Origin of the sequence: Acidovorax sp. 69, assembly GCF_002797445.1 — a bacterium.
Lineage (GTDB): Bacteria > Pseudomonadota > Gammaproteobacteria > Burkholderiales > Burkholderiaceae_C > Acidovorax.
This window is the reverse complement of record NZ_PGEP01000001.1, coordinates 3,993,004-4,012,494: the sequence shown is the minus strand read 5'-3', so window position 1 is coordinate 4,012,494 and position 19,491 is coordinate 3,993,004. Positions and strand designations below refer to the sequence as shown.

General features: G+C 63.5%; 21 protein-coding genes. 9 read left to right on the top strand and 12 right to left on the bottom strand.

Annotation, left to right across the window (positions count from 1 at the left end):
* Positions 1 to 57 precede the first annotated feature (57 nt).
* The 8 genes from CLU85_RS18410 (at position 58) to CLU85_RS18375 (ending at position 6,833) form a co-directional block, all read left to right on the top strand.
* The gene (locus CLU85_RS18410) at positions 58 to 795 is read left to right on the top strand and encodes an endonuclease/exonuclease/phosphatase family protein (RefSeq protein WP_100411528.1); all 738 of its coding nucleotides are present in this window, start codon (positions 58 to 60) and stop codon (positions 793 to 795) included.
* Positions 796 to 942: 147 nt separating this feature from the next.
* On the top strand, positions 943 to 2,181 hold the full coding sequence (gene clsB / locus CLU85_RS18405) for a cardiolipin synthase ClsB (RefSeq protein WP_100411527.1): 1,239 nt from the start codon (positions 943 to 945) through the stop codon (positions 2,179 to 2,181).
* 250 nt (positions 2,182 to 2,431) lie between these two features.
* Entirely contained in the window at positions 2,432 to 3,160 is a 729-nt protein-coding gene (gene folE, locus CLU85_RS18400) for a GTP cyclohydrolase I (protein ID WP_100411526.1), read from the top strand.
* Positions 3,161 to 3,163: 3 nt separating this feature from the next.
* Entirely contained in the window at positions 3,164 to 3,586 is a 423-nt protein-coding gene (locus tag CLU85_RS18395) for a BLUF domain-containing protein (protein ID WP_100411525.1), read from the top strand.
* Positions 3,587 to 3,847: 261 nt separating this feature from the next.
* Positions 3,848 to 4,729, top strand: a complete 882-nt coding sequence (locus tag CLU85_RS18390) for a DMT family transporter (protein WP_100411524.1) — start codon at positions 3,848 to 3,850, stop codon at positions 4,727 to 4,729.
* Entirely contained in the window at positions 4,726 to 5,604 is an 879-nt protein-coding gene (locus CLU85_RS18385; RefSeq protein WP_100411523.1) for a DUF429 domain-containing protein, read from the top strand. The genes CLU85_RS18390 and CLU85_RS18385 overlap by 4 nt, the downstream gene beginning before the upstream one ends.
* A 180-nt stretch (positions 5,605 to 5,784) precedes the next feature.
* Positions 5,785 to 6,003 (top strand): hypothetical protein, encoded by a 219-nt coding sequence (locus tag CLU85_RS18380; RefSeq protein WP_100411522.1) that lies wholly within the window; start codon positions 5,785 to 5,787, stop codon positions 6,001 to 6,003.
* 158 nt (positions 6,004 to 6,161) lie between these two features.
* Positions 6,162 to 6,833, top strand: coding sequence for a histidine phosphatase family protein (locus CLU85_RS18375; RefSeq protein ID WP_100412641.1), 672 nt, complete (start codon positions 6,162 to 6,164; stop codon positions 6,831 to 6,833).
* 78 nt (positions 6,834 to 6,911) lie between these two features.
* Here CLU85_RS18375 and CLU85_RS18370 read toward each other — a convergent pair whose 3' ends face one another.
* The 4 genes from CLU85_RS18370 to CLU85_RS18360 form a co-directional block, all read right to left on the bottom strand.
* Positions 6,912 to 7,352, bottom strand: a complete 441-nt coding sequence (locus CLU85_RS18370; protein WP_157803990.1) for a cupin domain-containing protein — start codon at positions 7,350 to 7,352, stop codon at positions 6,912 to 6,914.
* Between the two features lie 84 nt (positions 7,353 to 7,436).
* On the bottom strand, positions 7,437 to 7,559 hold the full coding sequence (locus CLU85_RS23660; RefSeq protein WP_369858321.1) for a DUF1010 domain-containing protein: 123 nt from the start codon (positions 7,557 to 7,559) through the stop codon (positions 7,437 to 7,439).
* 681 nt (positions 7,560 to 8,240) lie between these two features.
* On the bottom strand, positions 8,241 to 8,573 hold the full coding sequence (locus CLU85_RS18365) for a hypothetical protein (RefSeq protein WP_100411520.1): 333 nt from the start codon (positions 8,571 to 8,573) through the stop codon (positions 8,241 to 8,243).
* Positions 8,574 to 8,669: 96 nt separating this feature from the next.
* Entirely contained in the window at positions 8,670 to 9,236 is a 567-nt protein-coding gene (locus CLU85_RS18360; RefSeq protein WP_157803989.1) for a hypothetical protein, read from the bottom strand.
* A gap of 226 nt (positions 9,237 to 9,462) precedes the next feature.
* Here CLU85_RS18360 and CLU85_RS18355 point away from each other — a divergent pair, with 226 nt between their 5' ends.
* Positions 9,463 to 10,185, top strand: a complete 723-nt coding sequence (locus tag CLU85_RS18355; protein ID WP_100411518.1) for a phage integrase N-terminal SAM-like domain-containing protein — start codon at positions 9,463 to 9,465, stop codon at positions 10,183 to 10,185.
* 68 nt (positions 10,186 to 10,253) lie between these two features.
* Here the strand turns inward: CLU85_RS18355 and CLU85_RS18350 are convergent, their stop codons facing one another.
* From CLU85_RS18350 to CLU85_RS18315, 8 genes are all read right to left on the bottom strand, one after another.
* On the bottom strand, positions 10,254 to 11,606 hold the full coding sequence (locus CLU85_RS18350) for a tetratricopeptide repeat protein (RefSeq protein ID WP_100411517.1): 1,353 nt from the start codon (positions 11,604 to 11,606) through the stop codon (positions 10,254 to 10,256).
* A 23-nt stretch (positions 11,607 to 11,629) separates the two neighbouring features.
* Entirely contained in the window at positions 11,630 to 12,238 is a 609-nt protein-coding gene (locus tag CLU85_RS18345) for a hypothetical protein (RefSeq protein WP_100412640.1), read from the bottom strand.
* Between the two features lie 125 nt (positions 12,239 to 12,363).
* A complete protein-coding gene (locus CLU85_RS18340) occupies positions 12,364 to 13,767 on the bottom strand; it encodes an amidase (RefSeq protein ID WP_100411516.1) in 1,404 nt (467 codons plus the stop codon).
* A gap of 118 nt (positions 13,768 to 13,885) precedes the next feature.
* Positions 13,886 to 15,376 (bottom strand): ABC transporter substrate-binding protein, encoded by a 1,491-nt coding sequence (locus CLU85_RS18335; RefSeq protein ID WP_100411515.1) that lies wholly within the window; start codon positions 15,374 to 15,376, stop codon positions 13,886 to 13,888.
* A gap of 108 nt (positions 15,377 to 15,484) precedes the next feature.
* Positions 15,485 to 16,354 carry an ATP-binding cassette domain-containing protein gene (locus CLU85_RS18330; RefSeq protein WP_100411514.1) on the bottom strand — a complete coding sequence of 290 codons (870 nt, stop codon included), beginning with the start codon at positions 16,352 to 16,354 and terminating at the stop codon, positions 15,485 to 15,487.
* Positions 16,351 to 17,388, bottom strand: coding sequence for an ABC transporter ATP-binding protein (locus tag CLU85_RS18325; protein WP_100411513.1), 1,038 nt, complete (start codon positions 17,386 to 17,388; stop codon positions 16,351 to 16,353). The genes CLU85_RS18330 and CLU85_RS18325 overlap by 4 nt, the downstream gene beginning before the upstream one ends.
* A gap of 33 nt (positions 17,389 to 17,421) precedes the next feature.
* Positions 17,422 to 18,312 carry an ABC transporter permease gene (locus tag CLU85_RS18320; RefSeq protein WP_100411512.1) on the bottom strand — a complete coding sequence of 297 codons (891 nt, stop codon included), beginning with the start codon at positions 18,310 to 18,312 and terminating at the stop codon, positions 17,422 to 17,424.
* Between the two features lie 13 nt (positions 18,313 to 18,325).
* A complete protein-coding gene (locus tag CLU85_RS18315) occupies positions 18,326 to 19,288 on the bottom strand; it encodes an ABC transporter permease (RefSeq protein ID WP_100411511.1) in 963 nt (320 codons plus the stop codon).
* Positions 19,289 to 19,491 lie beyond the last annotated feature (203 nt).

Sequence of the window (19,491 nt, the reverse complement as noted above, 5' to 3'; positions counted from 1 at the left end):
TCTGGCGTGTCTGTCGGGCCAACCCGCTGCGGGCGCGGCTTGGGACACAATCAGGCCATGGAACACGACGATATTTTGCGGGTGGCTACCTACAACATCCACAAGGGTGTGCAAGGCATTGGCCCGGTCCGGCGACTGGAAATCCACAACCTGGGCCTGGCGGTGGAGCAGCTGGATGCCGACATCGTCTGCCTGCAAGAGGTTCGCAAGCTGCACCGGCGCGAGGCCGTGCACTTTCAGCGGTGGCCTGAGTTGCCCCAGGCCGATTTCCTTGCGCCCGAAGGGTACGAGGCGGTCTACCGCACCAATGCCGTCACCAAACATGGCGAGCATGGCAACGCGCTGCTGTCGCGCTGGCCGGTGGTGGGCCATCAGCACGAAGACATTTCAGACCATCGTTTTGAGCAACGGGGGCTGCTGCACGTCGAGGTGGATGCCCATGGCCGTCGGGTCCATGTGATCGTGGTGCACCTGGGTTTGATTCCTGGCAGCCGCGTCCGGCAGATCGAGCGCTTGCAGCGTTTCATCGAGCGCGAGGTGCCACTGGGTGCACCGGTTGTTGTGGCGGGAGATTTCAACGACTGGGGCCAGCAGATCAAGCGCATGCTGGCCAACTTTGCCTTGTACGAGTTTGATGCGCCGCGCACGTTCACGTATCCGGCGCGGTTGCCGCTGGCCCAGCTCGATCATGTGTACGTGCGGGGCCTCACCCCGTTGTCGCTGCATGTGCCCAAGGGCCGCATCTGGTGGCGCATGTCTGACCACCTGCCCTTGATTGCCGAGTTCAAGCTATGACCCCGCCCGAGTCGCTTTGCGTATGTCCCCCGAAGGCCCGTGGCCAGCGCCGTGGCACCGAGTGGGCGGCCATTGTGCGGCGACCATTTGGGAGGGCGTGCCAGTGTCGTGCGGCATGGGTGGCGCGCCGGGCCATGGGCCGTTGAGATGGGGCGAAAACCATTTGCGCGGTCCCATGAGGCGGGATTCTCTGACGACCACCGGGTGCGTCTGCTGCAAGGGGCCGAGGAGCTTTTCCCGGCCCTGATCGACGCCATGGATGCAGCGCTGTCGGATGTCCAGTTCGAGACCTACATCTTTGACTTCACCGGCGCGGGTGCCGCCGTGGCCGAGGCGTTGATACGCGCCGCCGCGCGGGGCGTACGCACCCACCTGGTGGTGGACGGCGTGGGCACGGGCGCTTTGCCACAGGCCTGGGCTGATCGGCTGCAGGCCGCGGGGGTGCAGTACCGGGTGTATTCGCCGCTGGGGCCTCTGGGCCTGTTGTTGCCGCACCGCTGGCGCCGGTTGCATCGCAAGCTCTGCGTGGTGGATGGGCGCATGTTGTTTTGTGGTGGCATCAACGTGCTCGATGATTTTCACGACCCCAACTACGGCACGCTGGATGCGCCGCGCTTTGACTTTGCCGTGTGGGCCACGGGCAGCCTGGTCGCCACCGCCAGCGAGACCATGGAGCAACTGTGGTGGCGCATGCAGGCGGTGCGGGACGCGCGCCTGCGCCGCTTGCCCGAAGCACTCCACGCTCTGCGCGCCGCCAGCGCGGCCAGGCATGCCATGCAGGCCGACGATGCAGGCCCGCCCATGCGTGCCGCGCTGGTATTGCGAGACAACGTGCGCAACCGTGCCCGCATTGAAAAGGCCTACCGCCGTGCCATTGGCACTGCGCGGCACGAGATCATCATCGCCAACGCCTATTTCATGCCCGGTGGCAAGCTGCGCCGCGCGCTTGTGCTGGCCGCGCGCCGGGGGGTGCGCGTGCGCCTGTTGCTGCAGGGGCGCTACGAATACTTCATGCAATACCACGCGGCGCGGCCCGTGTATGGCGCGCTGCTGGAGGCGGGGGTCGAGATCTACGAATACGCCCCCAGCTTTTTGCATGCCAAGGTGGCTGTGATCGACGCCCACGGCGATCGGCCCTGGGCCACAGTGGGTTCGTCCAACCTCGACCCGTTGAGCCTGCTGCTGGCCCGCGAGGCCAACGTGGTGGTGGAGGACGCTGCCTTTGCCGTCGACCTGCGCCAGCGCCTGGTGCACGCCATGCAACACGCGGGGCGGCGCATGGACCCGGCGCGTTATGCCGGCCGCCCGCTGCGCCAACGGGTGCTCGACCGCGTTGCGTTCGGGCTGATGCGGCTGGCGTTGTGGGTGACGGGCAACCGGTATTGAAACTTGCCGGCGGTAGGTGGGTAGGTCGGTCGGGGGCTTGCAGGGCGCATCGGCGCCAGCTCTTGGGCCGCGTGGCTGGTGGAGCGCGAGTTTCTTGCGCAGCAGGTGGCACCGTGCGCTCTGAGCCACGCGAGCGCCTTTTGTTGTGGTTTGCTATGTTTTTAGTAGCTATTGGCGCTTGTAAATAAAGCGCTTCAGGCCCAAAACCCTTGGACTCAGTCCTGCTTCTTTCGCTGGTACGATTCTGCCCATGTCCAGTCAACCCGCCGCCGCTATGACGACCACCCCGCCGGATGAAGAAGGCACCCCCGTTTCCGTGAAGATCCGCGAGCGGATCAACGCCTCTCGCAAACGCTTCAATGCCAACGACAACATCGCCGAGTTCATTGAACCCGGTGAGCTGGAGAGGCTGCTGGATGAGGTCGAGGTCAAGATGCAGGGCGTGCTCGACAGCATGGTGATCGACACCGCTGGCGACCACAACACCAACAACACCGCGCGCCGCGTGGCCAAGATGTACCTCAACGAGGTGTTCAAAGGCCGCTATGTCACGCAGCCCCCCATCACCGAGTTCCCGAACGCCGAGCACCTGAACGAGCTGATGATCGTGGGCCCGCTCACCGTGCGCAGCGCCTGCAGCCACCATTTTTGCCCCGTCATCGGCAAGATCTGGATCGGCGTGATGCCCAACGAGCACACCAACGTGATCGGTCTGTCGAAATACGCGCGCCTGGTTGACTGGGTCATGGGGCGCCCCCAGATCCAGGAAGAAGCCGTGGTGCAACTGGCCGACCTCATCATGGAAAAAACCCAGCCCGACGGCCTGGCCATCGTCATGGAGGCCAGCCACTTCTGCATGTCCTGGCGCGGTGTGCGCGACATGGACAGCAAGATGATCAATTCGGTCATGCGCGGCGTGTTCCTCAAGGACAGCGCCCTGCGCCGTGAATTTCTGTCTCTCATCCCCAGAAAGAACTAAGCCATGTTGGTACGCCTGCTTTACGCCAGCCGCGCGGTCGACACGTCGCCCGCCGCCATCGAAGCCATCCTCAGCCAGTCGCGCCAGCACAACCCGGGCTCCGGCATCACCGGCGTGTTGTGCTACGGCGGTGGTGTGTTTCTGCAAGCCATCGAGGGCGGCCGCTCTGCGGTGAATGAGCTGTATGGCCACATTCAGCGGGACCAGCGCCACAAGAATGTAGAGCTGCTGCACTACGAAGAAATCGCCGAGCGCCGTTTTGGTGGCTGGACCATGGGGCAGGTGAACCTGTCCAAGATCAACCACTCGATCTTGCTCAAATACTCCGAAAGGCCCGAGCTGGACCCGTATGCGGTGTCGGGCAAAGTGTCGTTTGCACTGCTTGAAGAGTTGATGGCGACGGCTTCCATCATTGGTCGCGCTTGATACTGTGGGATTTTGGCGGCAGGCAAGCTCCCAAGTCCGTTCGCCCTGAGCCCGTCGAAGGGTTGTTCCCAGAGGGCGCCAGGGCTTTGACCAACTCAGCCCGAACGGTCGGGTGAACCCAGTCAAGGGAAATGCACTCAGAGGCCGCGCACTACGTCCCTCACGCCCGCTTTTTATGGATGTTGTAGTCCTCCTCCTCGCTCAGCCGCAGCCGCCACCGCGCTGCGGCTTTTTTCATTCAAGCCGCTCTGTTTTTCGCCCGTGACCCTCACCGCCTTCGCGCTCATCATCCTGGCCGGGCTCATCCATGCCTGCTGGAACATCGTGGCCAAAAAGGCGGGCGGCGATTCGCGGTTTGCGTTCTTTACCTCGGTGCTGATGATGCTGTTCTGGGCGCCGCTGGGCTGGTACCTGGGGCGCGACGCGGTGCCGCTGTGGGGCGCTACAGAGTGGGGCTTTGTGGCTGCCAGCGGGCTGCTGCACGTGGGCTACTTTGTCATCTTGCTGCGTGGTTATCGTGTGGCAGACCTCACGGTGGTGTACCCGCTGGCGCGGGGCTCGGGGCCGCTGATGTCGTCGCTGGTGGCCATCACGCTGCTGGGCGAGCGCATCTCGGCGCTGGGTGCGCTGGGCATCGTGGGGGTGGTGGGTGGCGTGTTCCTCATTGCCGGTGGCCCGGGCTTGCTGCGCGCCGCCCACGACCCCACCGCGCGGGCGCGGGTGCACAAAGGCATGGCCTACGGTTTGCTCACGGGCGCCTTCATAGCCAGCTATACGGTGGTCGATGGCTATGCGGTCAAGTTCTTGCTGATGTCGCCCATCCTCATCGACTACATGGGTAACTTTGTGCGCGTGGGCCTGCTGGCGCCGGTGGTGCTGCGTGACCTGCTCACCGCCCGCACGCTGTGGCTGGCGCAGTGGCGCTTTGCGCTGCTGGTGGCTGTGGTCAGCCCCGTGGCCTATGTGCTCGTGCTGTACGCCATGCAGCAGGCCCCCATGTCGCACGTGGCCCCGGCCCGTGAGGTGTCCATGCTGTTTGCGGCACTGATCGGCGGGCACTTGCTGGGCGAGGGCGACCGCGTGGCGCGCATCTGCGGTGCGCTGTGTATTGCGGCGGGTGTGACCGCCTTGGCATTGGGATGACGACAGCTGCACCGCCCCTGCTGATCGGCTGCGATTTCTCCAGCAGCCCCACGCGGCGCAAACCCATCGTGCTGGCGCTGGGCCAGCGCCAGGGCGCGCGCGTGCAGCTCACGGGGCTGGAGCGTTTTGACACCCTGACTGCGTTCGGCCAGTGGCTCGCCCAGCCCGGCGACTGGGTGGGCGGGTTCGATCTGCCCTTTGGCCTGCCGCGCGAGCTGGTGCAGGCGCTGGGCTGGCCCACAGACTGGCAGGCGTGCATGCGGCACTACCGCAGCCTGACGCGGGAGCAGATCCGCGGCCAGTTCGCCGCGTTCTGCGATGCCCGCCCCGTGGGCGGCAAGTTTGCCCACCGCGCCACCGACGGCCCCGCAGGCTCCAGCCCGTCCATGAAATGGGTGAACCCGCCCGTCGCCTACATGCTGCACGCCGGTGTGCCACTGCTGCTGGACGCAGGCGCGCACCTGCCGGGCCTGTGTGCAGGCGACCCGCGCCGCGTGGCGCTGGAGGCCTACCCCGGCCTGCTCGCGCGCGAGGTGCTGCAGCGCCGCAGCTACAAAAGCGACGACCGCGCCAAGCAGACCCCCGACCGCCTGATCGCCCGCAAGGACCTGGTGAACGCGCTGGAGCTGGGCAGCACGCGCCTGGGCCTGCGCCTCAAGCTCAGCCATGCCCAGCGCGATGCGTTGGTAGACGACGCCAGTGGCGACACGCTGGATGCGGTGCTCTGCCTGTTGCAAGCCGCGTGGGCCCAGCAGCGCCAGGCCGACGACGGCGACGCGCTTTACGGTTTGCCGCCGGGGCTGGACCCGCTCGAAGGCTGGATCGTGACCGCCGAGATGGATTCGCGTGCCATGGTGCAGAGCCCTTCGGGCTGAGCCCGTGTGGCCCTGCGCAGCGCTTCGACCCGCTCAGCATCCGCGGGTTTGGCGTGTGCCCACGGCAACGGGTCGGGTGAAGCTGCGGTCCACCAATCCACCGCTTTTCTGGGCATCGGCACGGCGCAGGCCGCTTAGCATGGCAGGGCACGGCATCGCTGGATGCCTTGCTTGCACCACATGCCATTCGCCCCCCGCCTTTTGTTCGCCCTGCTTTTGCTGACGCCCCTGTGGGCACCGGCCGCCCCCGCGCCCTGGTACTACTGGCGCAGCACGGTGGACGGCGCGCGGGTCTGCGCCCAAACCTCGCCCGGCCCCGGCTGGGAGCGCGACAGCGCCGTCCACGAAGGCCCCGGCTGCCACCCGCGCCGCAAGGTGCTGGTCGTGCCGATGCGTTAGCGGTATTGGCGGCGGCAGCTCAAGCCCAAGCTGAAGCTGAAGCAGCAGGCACGCCTAGTGTGAATTGATATAAAAATCATAGCTACCAGTGCTTTACGCATAAGCGCTAGCAGGCAAAAAGGCTTGCAATAGTGTGCACACATTCGATAATGGATCACATGACCGAATTCATCCTCATCCGCCACGGAGAAACTGACTGGAACCGCGAACTGCGCTTCCAGGGCCAGGTGGACGTGCCCCTGAACGCCACCGGCCATGAACAGGCCCGCCGTCTGGCAGAACGCCTGGCTGCCGACCAATGGGCGGTCGACCACCTGGTCTGCAGTGACCTCATCCGCACCCAGCAGACCGCCGCGCCCAGCCTGCAGGTGCTGTTTCCCGGTGCTAGCATCGACACCCGTACCGACAGCGCCCTGCGCGAGCAGGCGTTCGGCGTGGTGGACGGCAAACGGGTGGACGACGTCAAGGTCGAACACGCCGACGCCTGGGCCCAGTGGTTGCGTTTTGAAGCCGACTACGGCATGCCCGGCGGCGAGACCACGCGCCAGTTTCACACCCGCGTGATGGACGCCGTGCGCCGCATCGCCCAGCAGCACCAGGGCCAGAAGGTCATGGTCGTCACCCACGGAGGCGTGCTCGACATGATCTGGCGCACCGCACGCGGCACCGGCCTGGATGGCCCCCGCCAGAGCGACATCCCCAATGCCGGGCTCAACCGCGTGCGGGTGAGCGGCGATGTGGTGGAGGTGCTGGACTGGGCCGATGTGCGCCACCTGGCAGATCTGCCAGAGCAGCCGGTGTACGACCAGAAGAAATTGTTGGTGCGCTAACGTTTGACATGAGAGGCTCGCCCCGGCTTGCCGGGTGACGTCCTCTCGATGGAAGGGTTAGACGCCGCGGCCTGCATGCTACGGCTTGGACTGCGCCGGAACCGATTGCACCGGCGGGACGCCTTTGTCTACTACCAGCGTGTTCAAGAGGCGTGCTTGGCTATCGCTTGTGTTGCGGAACGAGTGAGCCGTTCCGCGTGGGTTGGCATAGGCCTCGCCTGCTGACATGCGGCGGGGCTCTTTGCCTTCGACGATCAGCTCTACGGAACCTTCGACAACAGAACCGACGCAGTCCCCTGGATGGATGTGGGTTGGTACCGCGCCACCAGGAGCGATTGAAACGGATAGCAGAAGAATCTCTTTGCTCGGATCGCCCGTAACGGGGCTGTTTTGCACTGGCTTTGATGAGAACGACTGCGGTTTTGGTGCGGGGCTTACCTGAGCGAGTGTGTGGGTTGCTGGCAAGGCAGACACAAGAGCGAAAAAGCACAGTTCAAACGCAGGCAGTCTTGAAAGCATGATGGCACTCCTTGGATGAACTTCTACTATGGGCGCGCTGGCTCCGCAGTAGTTGATACGCATCAATGTCGTTCCAAGTGGCGTCTAACGCCGAAAGTAAGCCGCCTGCCGAAGGTGGGTCGGCTTGACTGCACAGTTAGGTCTAGAAGCCAAAAAAGAAACCACTGAATCGCAGACGGGCGCAAACCGCGAAAAGCACAGCGCCACGGAGCCGGCAAAATGCTTGAAACGAACGCAGCAACCCAAGGCGAAGCCCGGCACACGGCAAAAAACCCAGCGGATAGATGCTTGGGAAGGGGCGACCTCAACTCCGAAGTGCACACCAGTGATTGAGAATCAATGAATGGCACAGGTAACTTGCCTATCGATTGGATCGCGCCAGTTCCAGTTGAATCAGATATTTATCCAGACCTGATTTGACGCATTGTGGTATGTCTGCATCCTCCGAGCAATTCAGATATATTTTTCCTGCCTTGCGTTGGCATTCACTTTTATTTTTCTTGTACTGCTTGGTAACTACGTCGCATAGCTCATTAGTTACATTTTCTAGCTGCTTAACGTATATATCGATCTCTTTTTGAGTTGGCTGCTGCGCTTGGGAAAAACAGGAAATCCAAAAACAAGTTAAAACAACTATGCGTTTATTTAATTTGGACATATTTTAATTCTAGCGTACTTTTGAAATGCTGGATTGCTTATCTGCGAGTCGAAAAATCGACCGATTAATAGAAGGGCAAGTGATTATTTTCCCCGACAAGGGTGGAGCGTCTTCAAAATTTTCATTTTGTGCTTTTCGGCAGTATTTCAGCAGCCTGCTAACGCTCAAGTTAAGCGGCGGGCGCAGCCCGTCCGCTTGAATGCCTTGTTAGGAACGTCCACGCCTAGCCACTATGTTGAGACAACCTCGGCATATGAAGCCCAGCCGATAAGACTACCGACTACGACGCCGTAAATACCTCGTTTGTGCCAGGGCTCACCTGTGGCCGACTCTTTCGGAGTTAGCCCAGCAAGTGTGATGCCGAAGAAAACGGCCGTGAAGAAAGGTGGATTAATAGAGCTGCCAATAACAAATCGATGGAGCAGCATGTTTGTGATGGCAAGGATAGCAACCAAGGCAACCCAGAACCAACCGGACCGAGTCACTAGTGGTGTGTAAGCGATACGGGCTATGGTGAATAGAACAAAGGTACCTACAACAACCTCAATCAACGCGATGATCATGCTGCTTAGCTCCTAACATTTGAGTTCACCGCGATGGCGGAAGCTGGGAAGCCAGCCGCAGCATCTCGGGTGCAACGAAGGGGTAGCCGCGGTGCTCTAGAAACGACCATAGAAGGACGAAATGTCAAAGTGAACATCTTTCTCTTCGCCGTTGGCCAGCCGAATCAGAAAGGTTTCGTATGACTTGGAGCCTTCGGTGCCGTTCATCCGCATCTCGATGGACCAATCTCGGTCTTGCTTGCCGAAGTGAGCCTCGAGCCACTGATACTCTGCGTCGATTCCCTGAACACTAGACGTTGCGCGTATAACGATTGCACGATCGCGGGTGTAGCCATCCGGCGCGTGGGAAGCGGGTTGCGGCTGGGCTGCCGGAGGGGCGTTTGGACGCGCCACTTGGTCAGCAAAGAATTGATCGTAGATTGCAGATGCTTCTTCAGCGCTTATACGCCCCATACCCTGGCGCTGGATGTATGCGACGACACGGGCCTTACTCTTGTCCGCGGCCGTATGCGCGAGGTATTTGGTAGAGGCGTAGAGCTTGGCCGCGGCATCGTGTGGAATGCGGTTGTCCAGCAGAGCTGAAATATTGCGGCCAGCAGTAGTTATCTCTTCCTGCCCCCCTGGAAAGAGTCCAGTGGCTAAGCGGCGGAGTTCGGCCTGCATGACTTGCTCTGGACTCGATCGACGAAACCAATCAAACAGCCCCATTTGCTTCCTCCGATACAGCTGTCAATACGACCGTTCAATTAACGCGATGGTGCCTTGCGGCTTAACTAGATTTAGACGACAGCCATCGTAAGTAAATTGGTGAGCCAAAACAAGATGTATCAAATGGTACATGGGGATAGTACCGAGACGATGGTATTTAGGCAAACCTAAAATTTCCCGGATGACATCGTCTTCCGATCCGGCTCCACCCACCCTATCTGCGGTGCGGGGGGCTGCCCCAGCACCCAAACTATTGGATCGGTTGCACGACCACTTGCGCACGCGCCATTACAGCATCCGCACCGAGGCGGCTTATGTGGATTGGGCGCGGCGCTTTATCTTGTTTCATGGCAAGCGGCTCCCGCAGGAGATGGGCGGTGTGGAGGTGGAGGCGTTTTTGACCCACTTGGCGGTAGACAGGCAGGTGTCGGCCTCTACCCAAAACCAAGCCAAGGCGGCGCTTTTGTATTTGTACAAGCAGGTGCTGGGTATTGATTTGCCTTGGCTCGACGAGGTCGTCCAGGCCAAGACGCCCAAGCGCTTGCCGGTGGTATTGACGCCCGGCGAGGTGCGTGCGTTGCTGTTGCATATGCAGGGCACGACAGGGCTGATTGCGCAGTTGCTCAATGGCACGGGCATGCGTTTGCTGGAGGCCCTGCGGCTGCGGGTCAAGGATGTGGAGTTTGCGCGGCGCGAGATCGTGATTCGGGAGGGCAGGGGCAACAAAGACCGGGTGACGGTGTTGCCTGAGAACCTGTTGCTGCCGTTGCAGGCGCAATTGCACAAGGCGCGGGCACTGCATTTTCAGCTTGCTGGATGCCTTGTGAGTTCGGGTAAAAGTGGCAGTGCGGGTGACTGTATGTGGTTATTTGCTCTATTTTTAGGAGCTAGTAGCGCTTTGTAGATAAGCGCTAGAGCCCAAAAGTATCATGAAACCACGCGAAAAGCCGAAAGCCGACAGGCCGCTGAGTTTTACCCTGCCCCCGCAGGCAAGCCCAGCGCCTGGTTCACCGCCTTCACTTGCCGCCGCAATCGCTGGGACTCGGGTTGCCCGTTGACCTGTGGCTGCAGCAAATTCTGCGCGGCGGCCCATTGGCCGTTGCGCTGCAGCGCGTCTAGCCAGATCTGGTGGAACAGGTCGCGTTGCGCGTGGCTGCCGCCTATCTCCACCAAGCGGGGCAGGGCCACGCCGAGCTGGTGCGCCGCCGTGGCCCAGTCGCCTTGGGCGTGCGCCAGCAGGCCGTGGGCGGCAGGCACACACACCTGCTGCCACACGGTGCGCTCATGGGCTTCGGTGCGGGTCTCGGCGTGGGCCGTGATGTTGTGTCGCAGCGTAGTTGCAGCGTCGGTGCGGCCTGCGCGGGCCAGCCCGTAGAGGTATTGCAGGTCCAGAAACGGCAGCACATGGTCGGCCACGCGCGATGCCAGGTGGTCGGCCACGTCGGTCCAGCGGTCGCCTACATCGACACCGGCCAGCTCCAGCCGCGCCAGCAGCGACACGGCATTGATCTGGTCTTGCGTGTAATCCTTGACCACACCCCACACTTGGCTGTCATAGAGCGCCAGCACGTCGGCGTGCCGGTCTTGCTCCAGCAAAAACAGCGCCTGGTGCCACCAGTTGTGCGTGACCATGAAGGAGTTGAGTCCCGTCCATGTGTCGCTGACGCTGGTCATGAAGTCGGTGCCTTCTGCAATGCGCCCTTGGGTCAGCATGACGTGGGCCAGCGCGTGGTGGGCCCAGGGCTCTTTGCGGCACAGGGTGATGGCGCGGCGCGCGGAGGCTTCGGCCTCTGGCAGTCGGTGGCATTGCTCCCAGCCAAAGGCCAGCATGCCGTGCAGGTAGGGCACCTCGGCGGCGGCGGGCAGGGCCTGCAGGGCGATGCGCAGCATGCCGGGGGAGTCGCCCCGGTTGAACAGGTGGTATTGGCCGAGCTTGAGGGAGGCCAGGTCGCGGGGGTGCTGGCGTGCTTGTTCTTCATGCAGCGCGATGGCGCGGGGCAGGTCGCCATCCACCCAGGCGGCCACGGCGGCCACAAAGCGCTGCTCGCGCTCGCTGGCCTTGGGGGCGTGGGCCAGGGCCTGGTCGATGAAGGGGCGGGCGTTGCGCGGCGCATCGGATGACTCAGCAAACATGTGCAAAGCGGCAGCGCTGGCTTGCACGATGGGGCTGGGGTCGGCCGCCGCGTTGAGCACGTTGACGGCGCGGGCTTCGCAGGCGATGAAGCCTTCGACAAAATCGTTCAGCGCGGCCACGCTGGAGGTGTCGTGCAGCGTGACGGGGTTGCCCAGGCTATCGGTCGTGCGGGTGTGCGTAGAGGATGGCATGGGGCATGGTTGGGCGACCGTGTTCAGCCGCCTTGGATCAGTGTCTGGTAGGCGTTGCGCGTTTCGGCCGACACCGAAGCCACGAGCTGATCGTGGGGGGTCTGGTGGCGCGCCAGCATGCGGGCGGTGGCAATGGTCTTGGACTTGCAGAACCAGTGGCAGGTGTGCTGCATGAGAAACAGCTCGGCGGTCATCATGTAGGCCCGGTCCTTGGCGGCGAGGTGGCCTGTGTTCTCCACCACATGGGCAATGCCGCGTGCATGAATGGCCAGCGCGCGGCGCATGTCGAAGGTGAAGCTGGGCAGCAGCCGCTCTGCGAACGGAATGGGCAGTGAGAGCCGACTGATGCGGGTCTGGGTTTCGTCCAGCTTGGCGAAATCGGCGGCAAACCGGCTGAACTGCTCGCTCAGTTGTGATTCGGTGGTGCTCAGCAGGCTCCAGATCTGGCTGCGGCGCTCATCGGTGCTTTCGCCCAGCGCGCGCAGGTAGCCATCGGTCAGGGCCTCCATCAGTTTTTCAATCTGGTAGTTGGCCAGGTGCTTGCCCAGCAGCGCAATGCGCTTGCGCTGCTCTTTGGCATTGAGCATGAAGGTGCCGGTGGCAATGAGGATCGCCAGGATGAGGATGTCCATGCGGTGCTTGTGTGAAGTGTTGGGTTGCTGGGGCCCGCGGTGTTTGCCCACCATCGAATGGCGGGGCAGCACACCCGGAGCGTGCCCTCAAGGTTACCAACAACAGTGCATCAGGCGGCCAAGGGTTAAGCCGCAGGTGGCTGGGGCCAGGCGCGCTGGGGCTCGCGAATCAGCTCGAACGCGTGCGCCACCTGCAGCACGCCCAGGTCGTCAAAGCGTGCGCCCGCAATCTGCAGGCCGATGGGCAAACCGCTGCGGGTGTAGCCGCAGTTGACCGAGGCCGCAGGCTGCTCGGACATGTTGAACGGGACGGTAAAGCCGATGTGCTCCAGCGGGCGCAGTGGGTCGTTGGTGGGTGAGGGCAGCTCGGCCTGGAAGGCGGGCATGGGGGCCACGGGTGAGATCACATAGTCAAAGGCGCTGCAGGCCTTGACCGTGGCCACGCGCGTCAGGTGGAACTGGTGGCTGGCGTTGAAAACCTCGGTGCCGCTCATGCCCGCCGCGCTGTCGGCCCAGGCGCGGATGTAGGGCAGTACCTTGTTGCGGCGCTCTGCGGGCAGGGCGTTCAGGTCGATGTGCGAGCGCATGCGCCAGTAGTGGTCCATGCCGTCGAGCATGGTTTGCGTCATGAAGGGCGCCATGGGCACGATGGTGGCGCCTGCGCTTTCCATCAGGTGCGCTGCGCGCTCGATGGCGGCTTTGACCTCGGGCTCCACGGGCAGGCCACAGCCGGCATCCAGCAGCAGGCCAATGCGCAGGCCACGCAGGCGTTCGGCGCCCTTGTTGAACTGGCTCCAGGCGATGTCCTGCGCGGGCAGGCTCATGCTGTCGCGGGCGTCGGGCTGGCTGAGCACCTGCATCATCAGCGCCGAATCCGCCACGGTGCGTGTCATGGGCCCTGCCGCACGCCCGGTGAAGGGAGGGTCCAGCGGGATGCGGCCCAGGCTGGGTTTGAGGGTGAAGATGCCGCACCAGCTGGCGGGCAGGCGCAGGGAGCCGCCGATGTCCGTGCCAATGTGCAGCGGCCCATAACCTGCGGCGGCAGCGGCGCCCGCACCCGCGCTGGAGCCGCCGGGGCCTTTGCTCACATCCCAGGGGTTGCGCGACAACGGATGGAACGAAGACAGGCCCGAGGAGAGCATGCCGTAGTCCGGCATGGTGGTTTTGGACACGATGACCGCGCCCGCTTCGCGCATGCGTGCGGCGGCGGGGGCATCGACGGGTTGGGGCGTCAGCTCCACCGCCGCTGTGCCTGCTGGGTTGGGGTCGCCCTGGGTCGAGATGTTTTCCTTGATGGTGCTGGGCACGCCGTCGAGCGCGCCTTTGGGCTCGCCCCGCAACCAGCGGGCTTCCGACGCGCGGGCCTGGGCCAGGGCGGCCTCGGGTCGCAACAGGTAGGTGGCGCGGATGTGGGGCTCCCAGCGCTCGATGTGCGCCAGCACGGCCTGCGTGACCTCCACGGGGGACAGCGTGCGCTGGCGATAGGCAGCAAGGAGTTCGTGGGCGGGCAGGTCGTGCAGGGCAGTCATGGCGGGGCGCAGAGAGATTTATACGTAAAAAAGCCCGCTAGCGCTTATGGGTAAAGCGCTGGCAGCTATTAAATGATGAGCAAACCGCCCCCGCATCAACGGGAGCGGCGCGTAGCGGTCAGGACCAGGACAGCGACGAGATGTCGTTCACGAACACGGGCATGTCTTTCCACAGGCCCTTGAGGTTCTTGTTGGCCACCGTGATCCATTGGTTGGAATACAGGAAGGCGTGCACCGCATCGTCTGCCAGCAGACGCTGCGCTTCGCCCAGCAGGCGGGAGCGGTCGGCGGGGCGGGCGGCGTTCTTGATCTGGTTGAACAGGTCGTTGAACTTGGGCGAGTTGTAAGCCCAGTAGTACTCCGGCTTGGCAAAGTTGCCCAGGTCGAAGGGCTCGACGTGGCTGATGATGGTCAGGTCGTAGTTCTTGCTGCCATAGGTGCCGCTGAGCCACTGCGCCCATTCCACGTTCTGGATCTTGGCGACGATGCCGACCTTGGCCAGCTGTGCTGCAATCACCTCACCACCCTGGCGCGCGTAGGGCGTGGGCGGCAATGTCATGGTCAGCTCCAGCGGCGTCTTGATGCCGGCCTCGGCCAGCAGCTTCTTGGCCTTCTCGGGGTCGTAGGGGTTCACACCCGTGGTGTCCACGTAGCCAAAGGCGCCGGGCACATAGTGGCTGCCGATGGGCGCGCCGTAGCCGTCGCCCGCACCTTCGATCACGGCCTTGCGGTCCACGGCAGCTGCGATGGCGCGGCGCACGCGCACGTCATCGAGCGGCTTCTTGCCGTTGTTGATGGCGAGGATGGTCTTGGCGCGCGAACCGCTGACCACCACCTGGAACTTGGGGTTGGCCTTGAACTGCGCCACGCTGCGCGGTGTGACGCGGGGGAAGGCGTCCACGTCGCCAGCCAACAGGGCCGCCACTTGCGCGGCCGGGTCGGAGATGAAGCGGAAGGTGGCGCGTTTGATCTTGATGGCCTTGGCATCGCGGAAGCCGTCCCACGCGGTCAACACGACCGACGAGCCTTTGTTCCAGGCCTGCAGCTGGTAAGGGCCGGTGCCCACGGGCTTGTTGGCGTTGGTGTCGGCGCTCTTGGGCTCCACGATGATCGAGGTGGCCTGGCCCAGCACGAACAGCAGGTCGGGGTCGATGTCCTTGTTGAGCAGCACCACGGTGTAGTCGTCCACCACCTGCGTGGTGATGCCAGCGAATGTGCGCTTGTCCTTGTTGGTGCTCTTCTCGCCGCCCGCGCGGTCGTACGAGAACTTGACGCTGGCGGCGGTGAAGGGTTCACCGTTCTGGAACTTCACGCCACGGCGCAGCTTGAAGGTGTAGGTCTTGAGATCGGGCGAGACTTCCCAGCTTTCAGCCAGCAGGGGCGACACGCTGCCGTCGGCATTGATCTTGGTGAGGGTCTCGAAGATGTTGTATTGCACGATCTCGGCAATGGCAGAGGCTGCGCCGGCGGTAGGGTCCAGGCCTGGTGGCTCCAGTGTCATGGCCAGCGTCACCGCATCTTTGCGGCCCTGCGCGAGGGCACTGAGCGATGTGGACAAGGGCACGGCGGCGATGGCGCCAGTGGCAAGGACGGTACGGCGGTTCAGCATGTTCGGACTCTCCAGACAAAAAACCAGACAAAAACCAAAGGAAGGCCCCGGTGCAATTTGTTACCGAGGCACACAAAAAGCTTTTTACACCATCACGTGCGCATTTGGTTATGCGATTTTTGCCGCTGCAGCAGCGGCGGCCCTGCGCGCCCGTGCACGGCCTGGTTGCACCTGGGGCACGGCGCCCACCAATGACTGCGTGTAGGGGTGTTGCGCATTGCGAAACAGCTCGGCGGGCGAGCCGCGCTCGACAATGCAGCCCTGGTACAGCACCACCACTTCATCGCACAGGTGGTTGACCACCGCCAGGTCGTGGCTGATCAGCATGTAGGTGATGCCGAACTGTTGCTGCAGGTCTTGCATCAGGTTCAGCACCTGGGCCTGCACCGAGACGTCCAGTGCGCTCACCGGCTCGTCGGCCACGATGAGGCGCGGGCGCGTGATGAGCGCGCGGGCAATGGCAATGCGCTGGCGTTGGCCCCCAGAGAACTCGTGCGGGTACTTGTCCAGATCGTTGGTGCGCAGGCCTACCTGTGCGAGCACCTGGCCGGCCTGCTCTCGCTGGGCGGAGCGGCTGGTTTCGCCCTGGGCCTGCAGCGGCTCGGTCACGATGCGCTCCACGGTCTGGCGCGGATCGAGCGAGCCATAAGGGTCCTGAAACACCATCTGAAAATCGCGCCGCGCTTGGCGCAGTTCGGCCGGTGCCAGCTGGTGCAGGTCGCGCCCGAGCAGGTGCACCGTGCCCGCCGTCGGCGCGTCCAGCGCCATCACCGTGCGCGCCAGCGTCGATTTGCCGGACCCCGATTCGCCGACGATGCCCAGGCTGCGGCCCGAGTCGATGGTAAAGCTCACCCCGTTGAGCGCATGCACCTTGCCGGGTGGACGGAAGAGGTGTTCACGCGGCAGCGTGTATTCGCGCACCAGGTCTTTCACCTGGAGCAGGGGGGAGGGTGTTGCAGCGGTGAGTGCGTCGGTCATGCCGCCACCTCGACAATCTTCACGGCCTGCGCACTCTGGGCTTCGTCGATGGCCTCGCGGCGCAGGCAGCGCACTTCGTGGTCACCATCTTCGTCGGTGGCCACCAGGGTGGTCGGCGGTTGTTCGTGGTGGCAGGCATCCACGGTGTAGCTGCAGCGTCCGGCAAACGGGCAGCCCGCAGGCAGGTCCACCAGTTCTGGCACGGTGCCGGGGATGGTGGACAGGCGCGGACGCTGGCCGGGTGCGTGCACGGCCCCCAGATGGGGCCGTGCCGCGAACAACCCGCGGGTGTAGGGGTGGGCCATGGCCGAGAACACCGAGGCGGTGGAGCCGCTTTCGACCACGCTGCCGCCGTACATCACCATCATGCGGTCCACGTTCTGCGAGATCACGCCCAGGTCGTGCGAGATCAGGATCAGCGCCATGTTGCGCTCAGCCACCAGGTCGCTGATGAGGTCCAGGATCTGCTGCTGGATGGTCACGTCCAGCGCGGTGGTGGGCTCGTCGGCAATCAGCAGGTCAGGCCCGCAGGCCAGGGCCATGGCAATGGTGATGCGCTGGCGTTGCCCGCCCGAGAACTGGTGCGGGTAGGCATCAAAACGCTGCGCGGCGTTGGGGATGCCCACGCGGTCGAGCAGAGCGATGGCCTCTGTGCGGGCTGCCGTAGCGTTCATGCCCCGGTGCAGGCGCAGTGGCTCGGCCACCTGGCGGCCAATGGTGTGCACGGGGTTCAGGGCCGTCATGGGCTCCTGGAACACCATGCCAATGCGGTTGCCGCGCATCTTGCACATCTGTGCATCGGTGCGGCCCACCAGTTCTTGCCCATCAAAGCGGATGCTGCCGGTGACTTGCGCACTGTCGGGCAACAATCCCATGAGCGACATGGCGGTGATCGATTTGCCGCAGCCCGACTCGCCGATCAGGCCCAGGGTTTCGCCGCGTGCCAGCGCAAAGCTCACGCCGCGCACGGCATCGGCCGGGCCCCGGTGGGTTTGCAGGCGGATGCGGAGGTTGGAGACTTCTAACAGAGACATCGTTGGGGTTCTGGTGGTCTTTTCGTGCCGTGTTCAGCGCTTGCGAGAAAGGCGGGGATCCAGCAGGTCTCGCAATCCGTCGCCCAGCAGGTTCAGGCCCAGTACGGCCAGTGCAATCGCGACGCCCGGCCACACGGCCAGCAGGGGGGCCTGGAACATCAGGGTCTGCGCCTCGCTGAGCATGCGGCCCCACGACGGCTGGGGCGGCTGGGTGCCCAGGCCCAGGTACGACAGCGCGGCCTCGGCCAGGATGGCAATGGCGAACTGAATCGTGGCCTGCACGATGAGTACCGACAAAATATTGGGCAGCACATGCTCCAGCGTGATGCGCCAGCTGCCCTTGCCGCAGGCGCGCGAGGCCAGGATGTATTCGCGTGACCACACGGCATTGGCCGAGGCGCGGGTGACGCGGGCAAAGGTCGGGATGTTGAAGATGCCGATGGCAATGATGGAGTTGACAATGCCCGCACCAAACACTGCCGTCAGCATGATGGCCGAGAGAATCGCGGGAAAAGCGAACGTAAAGTCGGCCAGCCGCATGATGAGTTCTTCGACCCAGCCGCGCTTGGCCGCAGCCAGCAAGCCCAGTGCCGTGCCCAGGGTCAGGCCAATGCCCACGGCGATCACCCCTACCAGAATGGAGTTGCGTGCACCCACCAGCAGCAGCGACGCGACATCGCGCCCGTAGGCATCGGTGCCCAACCAGTGTTGGCCTGTGGGGGGCTGGAGCTTGGTGGCCAGGTCCATCTCGTAGGGGGACCAGGGCGTCCAGACGAGCGAGAGGGCCGCCGCCAGGATCAGCAGCAGCGACAGGACGGCGCCAATGACAAAGCTGCGATGGCGCAGCGCGCGGTACACCCAGCTGGGGGGCTGGGTGCCAGCGGGCGTGGCAAGGGGAAGGGCTGAAGGAGGTGCGGCGCTCATGGGCAAGAGGAAATCAGATGTCGCTGGCTTTGACGCGGGGGTCGATCACCGCGTAAAGGATGTCCACCACAAAGTTGACGATGACCACCATGGCGGCGAGCAGCATCACGCAGTTGCGCACCACGATCAGATCGCGGTTGGAGATGGACTGGAAGATCAGGCGCCCGAGGCCTGGCAGGTAGAACACGTTTTCCACCACGATGGTGCCTGCCAGCAGGTTGGCGAACTGCAGCCCCATGACGGTGATCACCGGAATCATCGCGTTGCGCAGTACATGGCCCCAGAGCGCGGCGCGCTGCGATAGCCCCTTGGCGCGGGCGGTGCGCACGAAGTCTTCGCGCAGTACCTCCAGCACGGCGGAGCGCGTGATGCGCGCCAGGATGGCCGCCTGCACCACGGCCAGTGCAATGGCGGGCAACAGCAGGGCCTTGATGGCTTCGAGCGGACTGCCGCCAGCATCTTCCGTCCAGCCAGGAAAGCCACCTGCGGAGAACCATTGCAGCTTGACCGAGAACAGCAGGATCAGCAGGATGGCGAACCAGAAGTTGGGGATGGCAATACCGATCTGCGCCAGGCCCATCACGCCCACGTCACCGATCTTGTTGTGCCGCGACGCTGCATACACACCGGCCGCTAGCGCCAGTACGGTGGTGATGACCATGGCCATGAGGGCCAGGGGCACCGTGAGGGCCAGACGCTCCAGCACCAGGTCGAGCACGGGCGAGCTGTAGGCATAGCTGTCGCCCATGTTGCCCACAACCAGCCCACTGACCCATTGCCAGTAACGCAGACTGGCAGGTTGGTCGAGCCCCAGTTTGGTGGCCAGGGCGGCCACGGCATCCGGTGCGGCGTCGGGGCCCATCAGAATCTGCGCTGCATTGCCGGGCAGGATCTCCAGCACCATGAAGACAACCACCGAGGCGCCAATCAACGTAGCCAGGAGGGTGATAAACCGTTTGAGAAAGAACAGGCCCATGGATGGCTGGCGTAGGAAAAAGGGTGGTGCGCAGAAGCGTCAAAATTAATGTGTATACACAGCATAACGGCAAAAACATCCCCGTCAGCGGTGGTGTGTTGCAGTGTCGCATGCAAGGCACATGCCACCAGCGCGGGATAATACGGGGCATGAATTGCGCCACATACCCCTTTGCCATCCTTTCAGGCCGCGCGCCCAGGGAG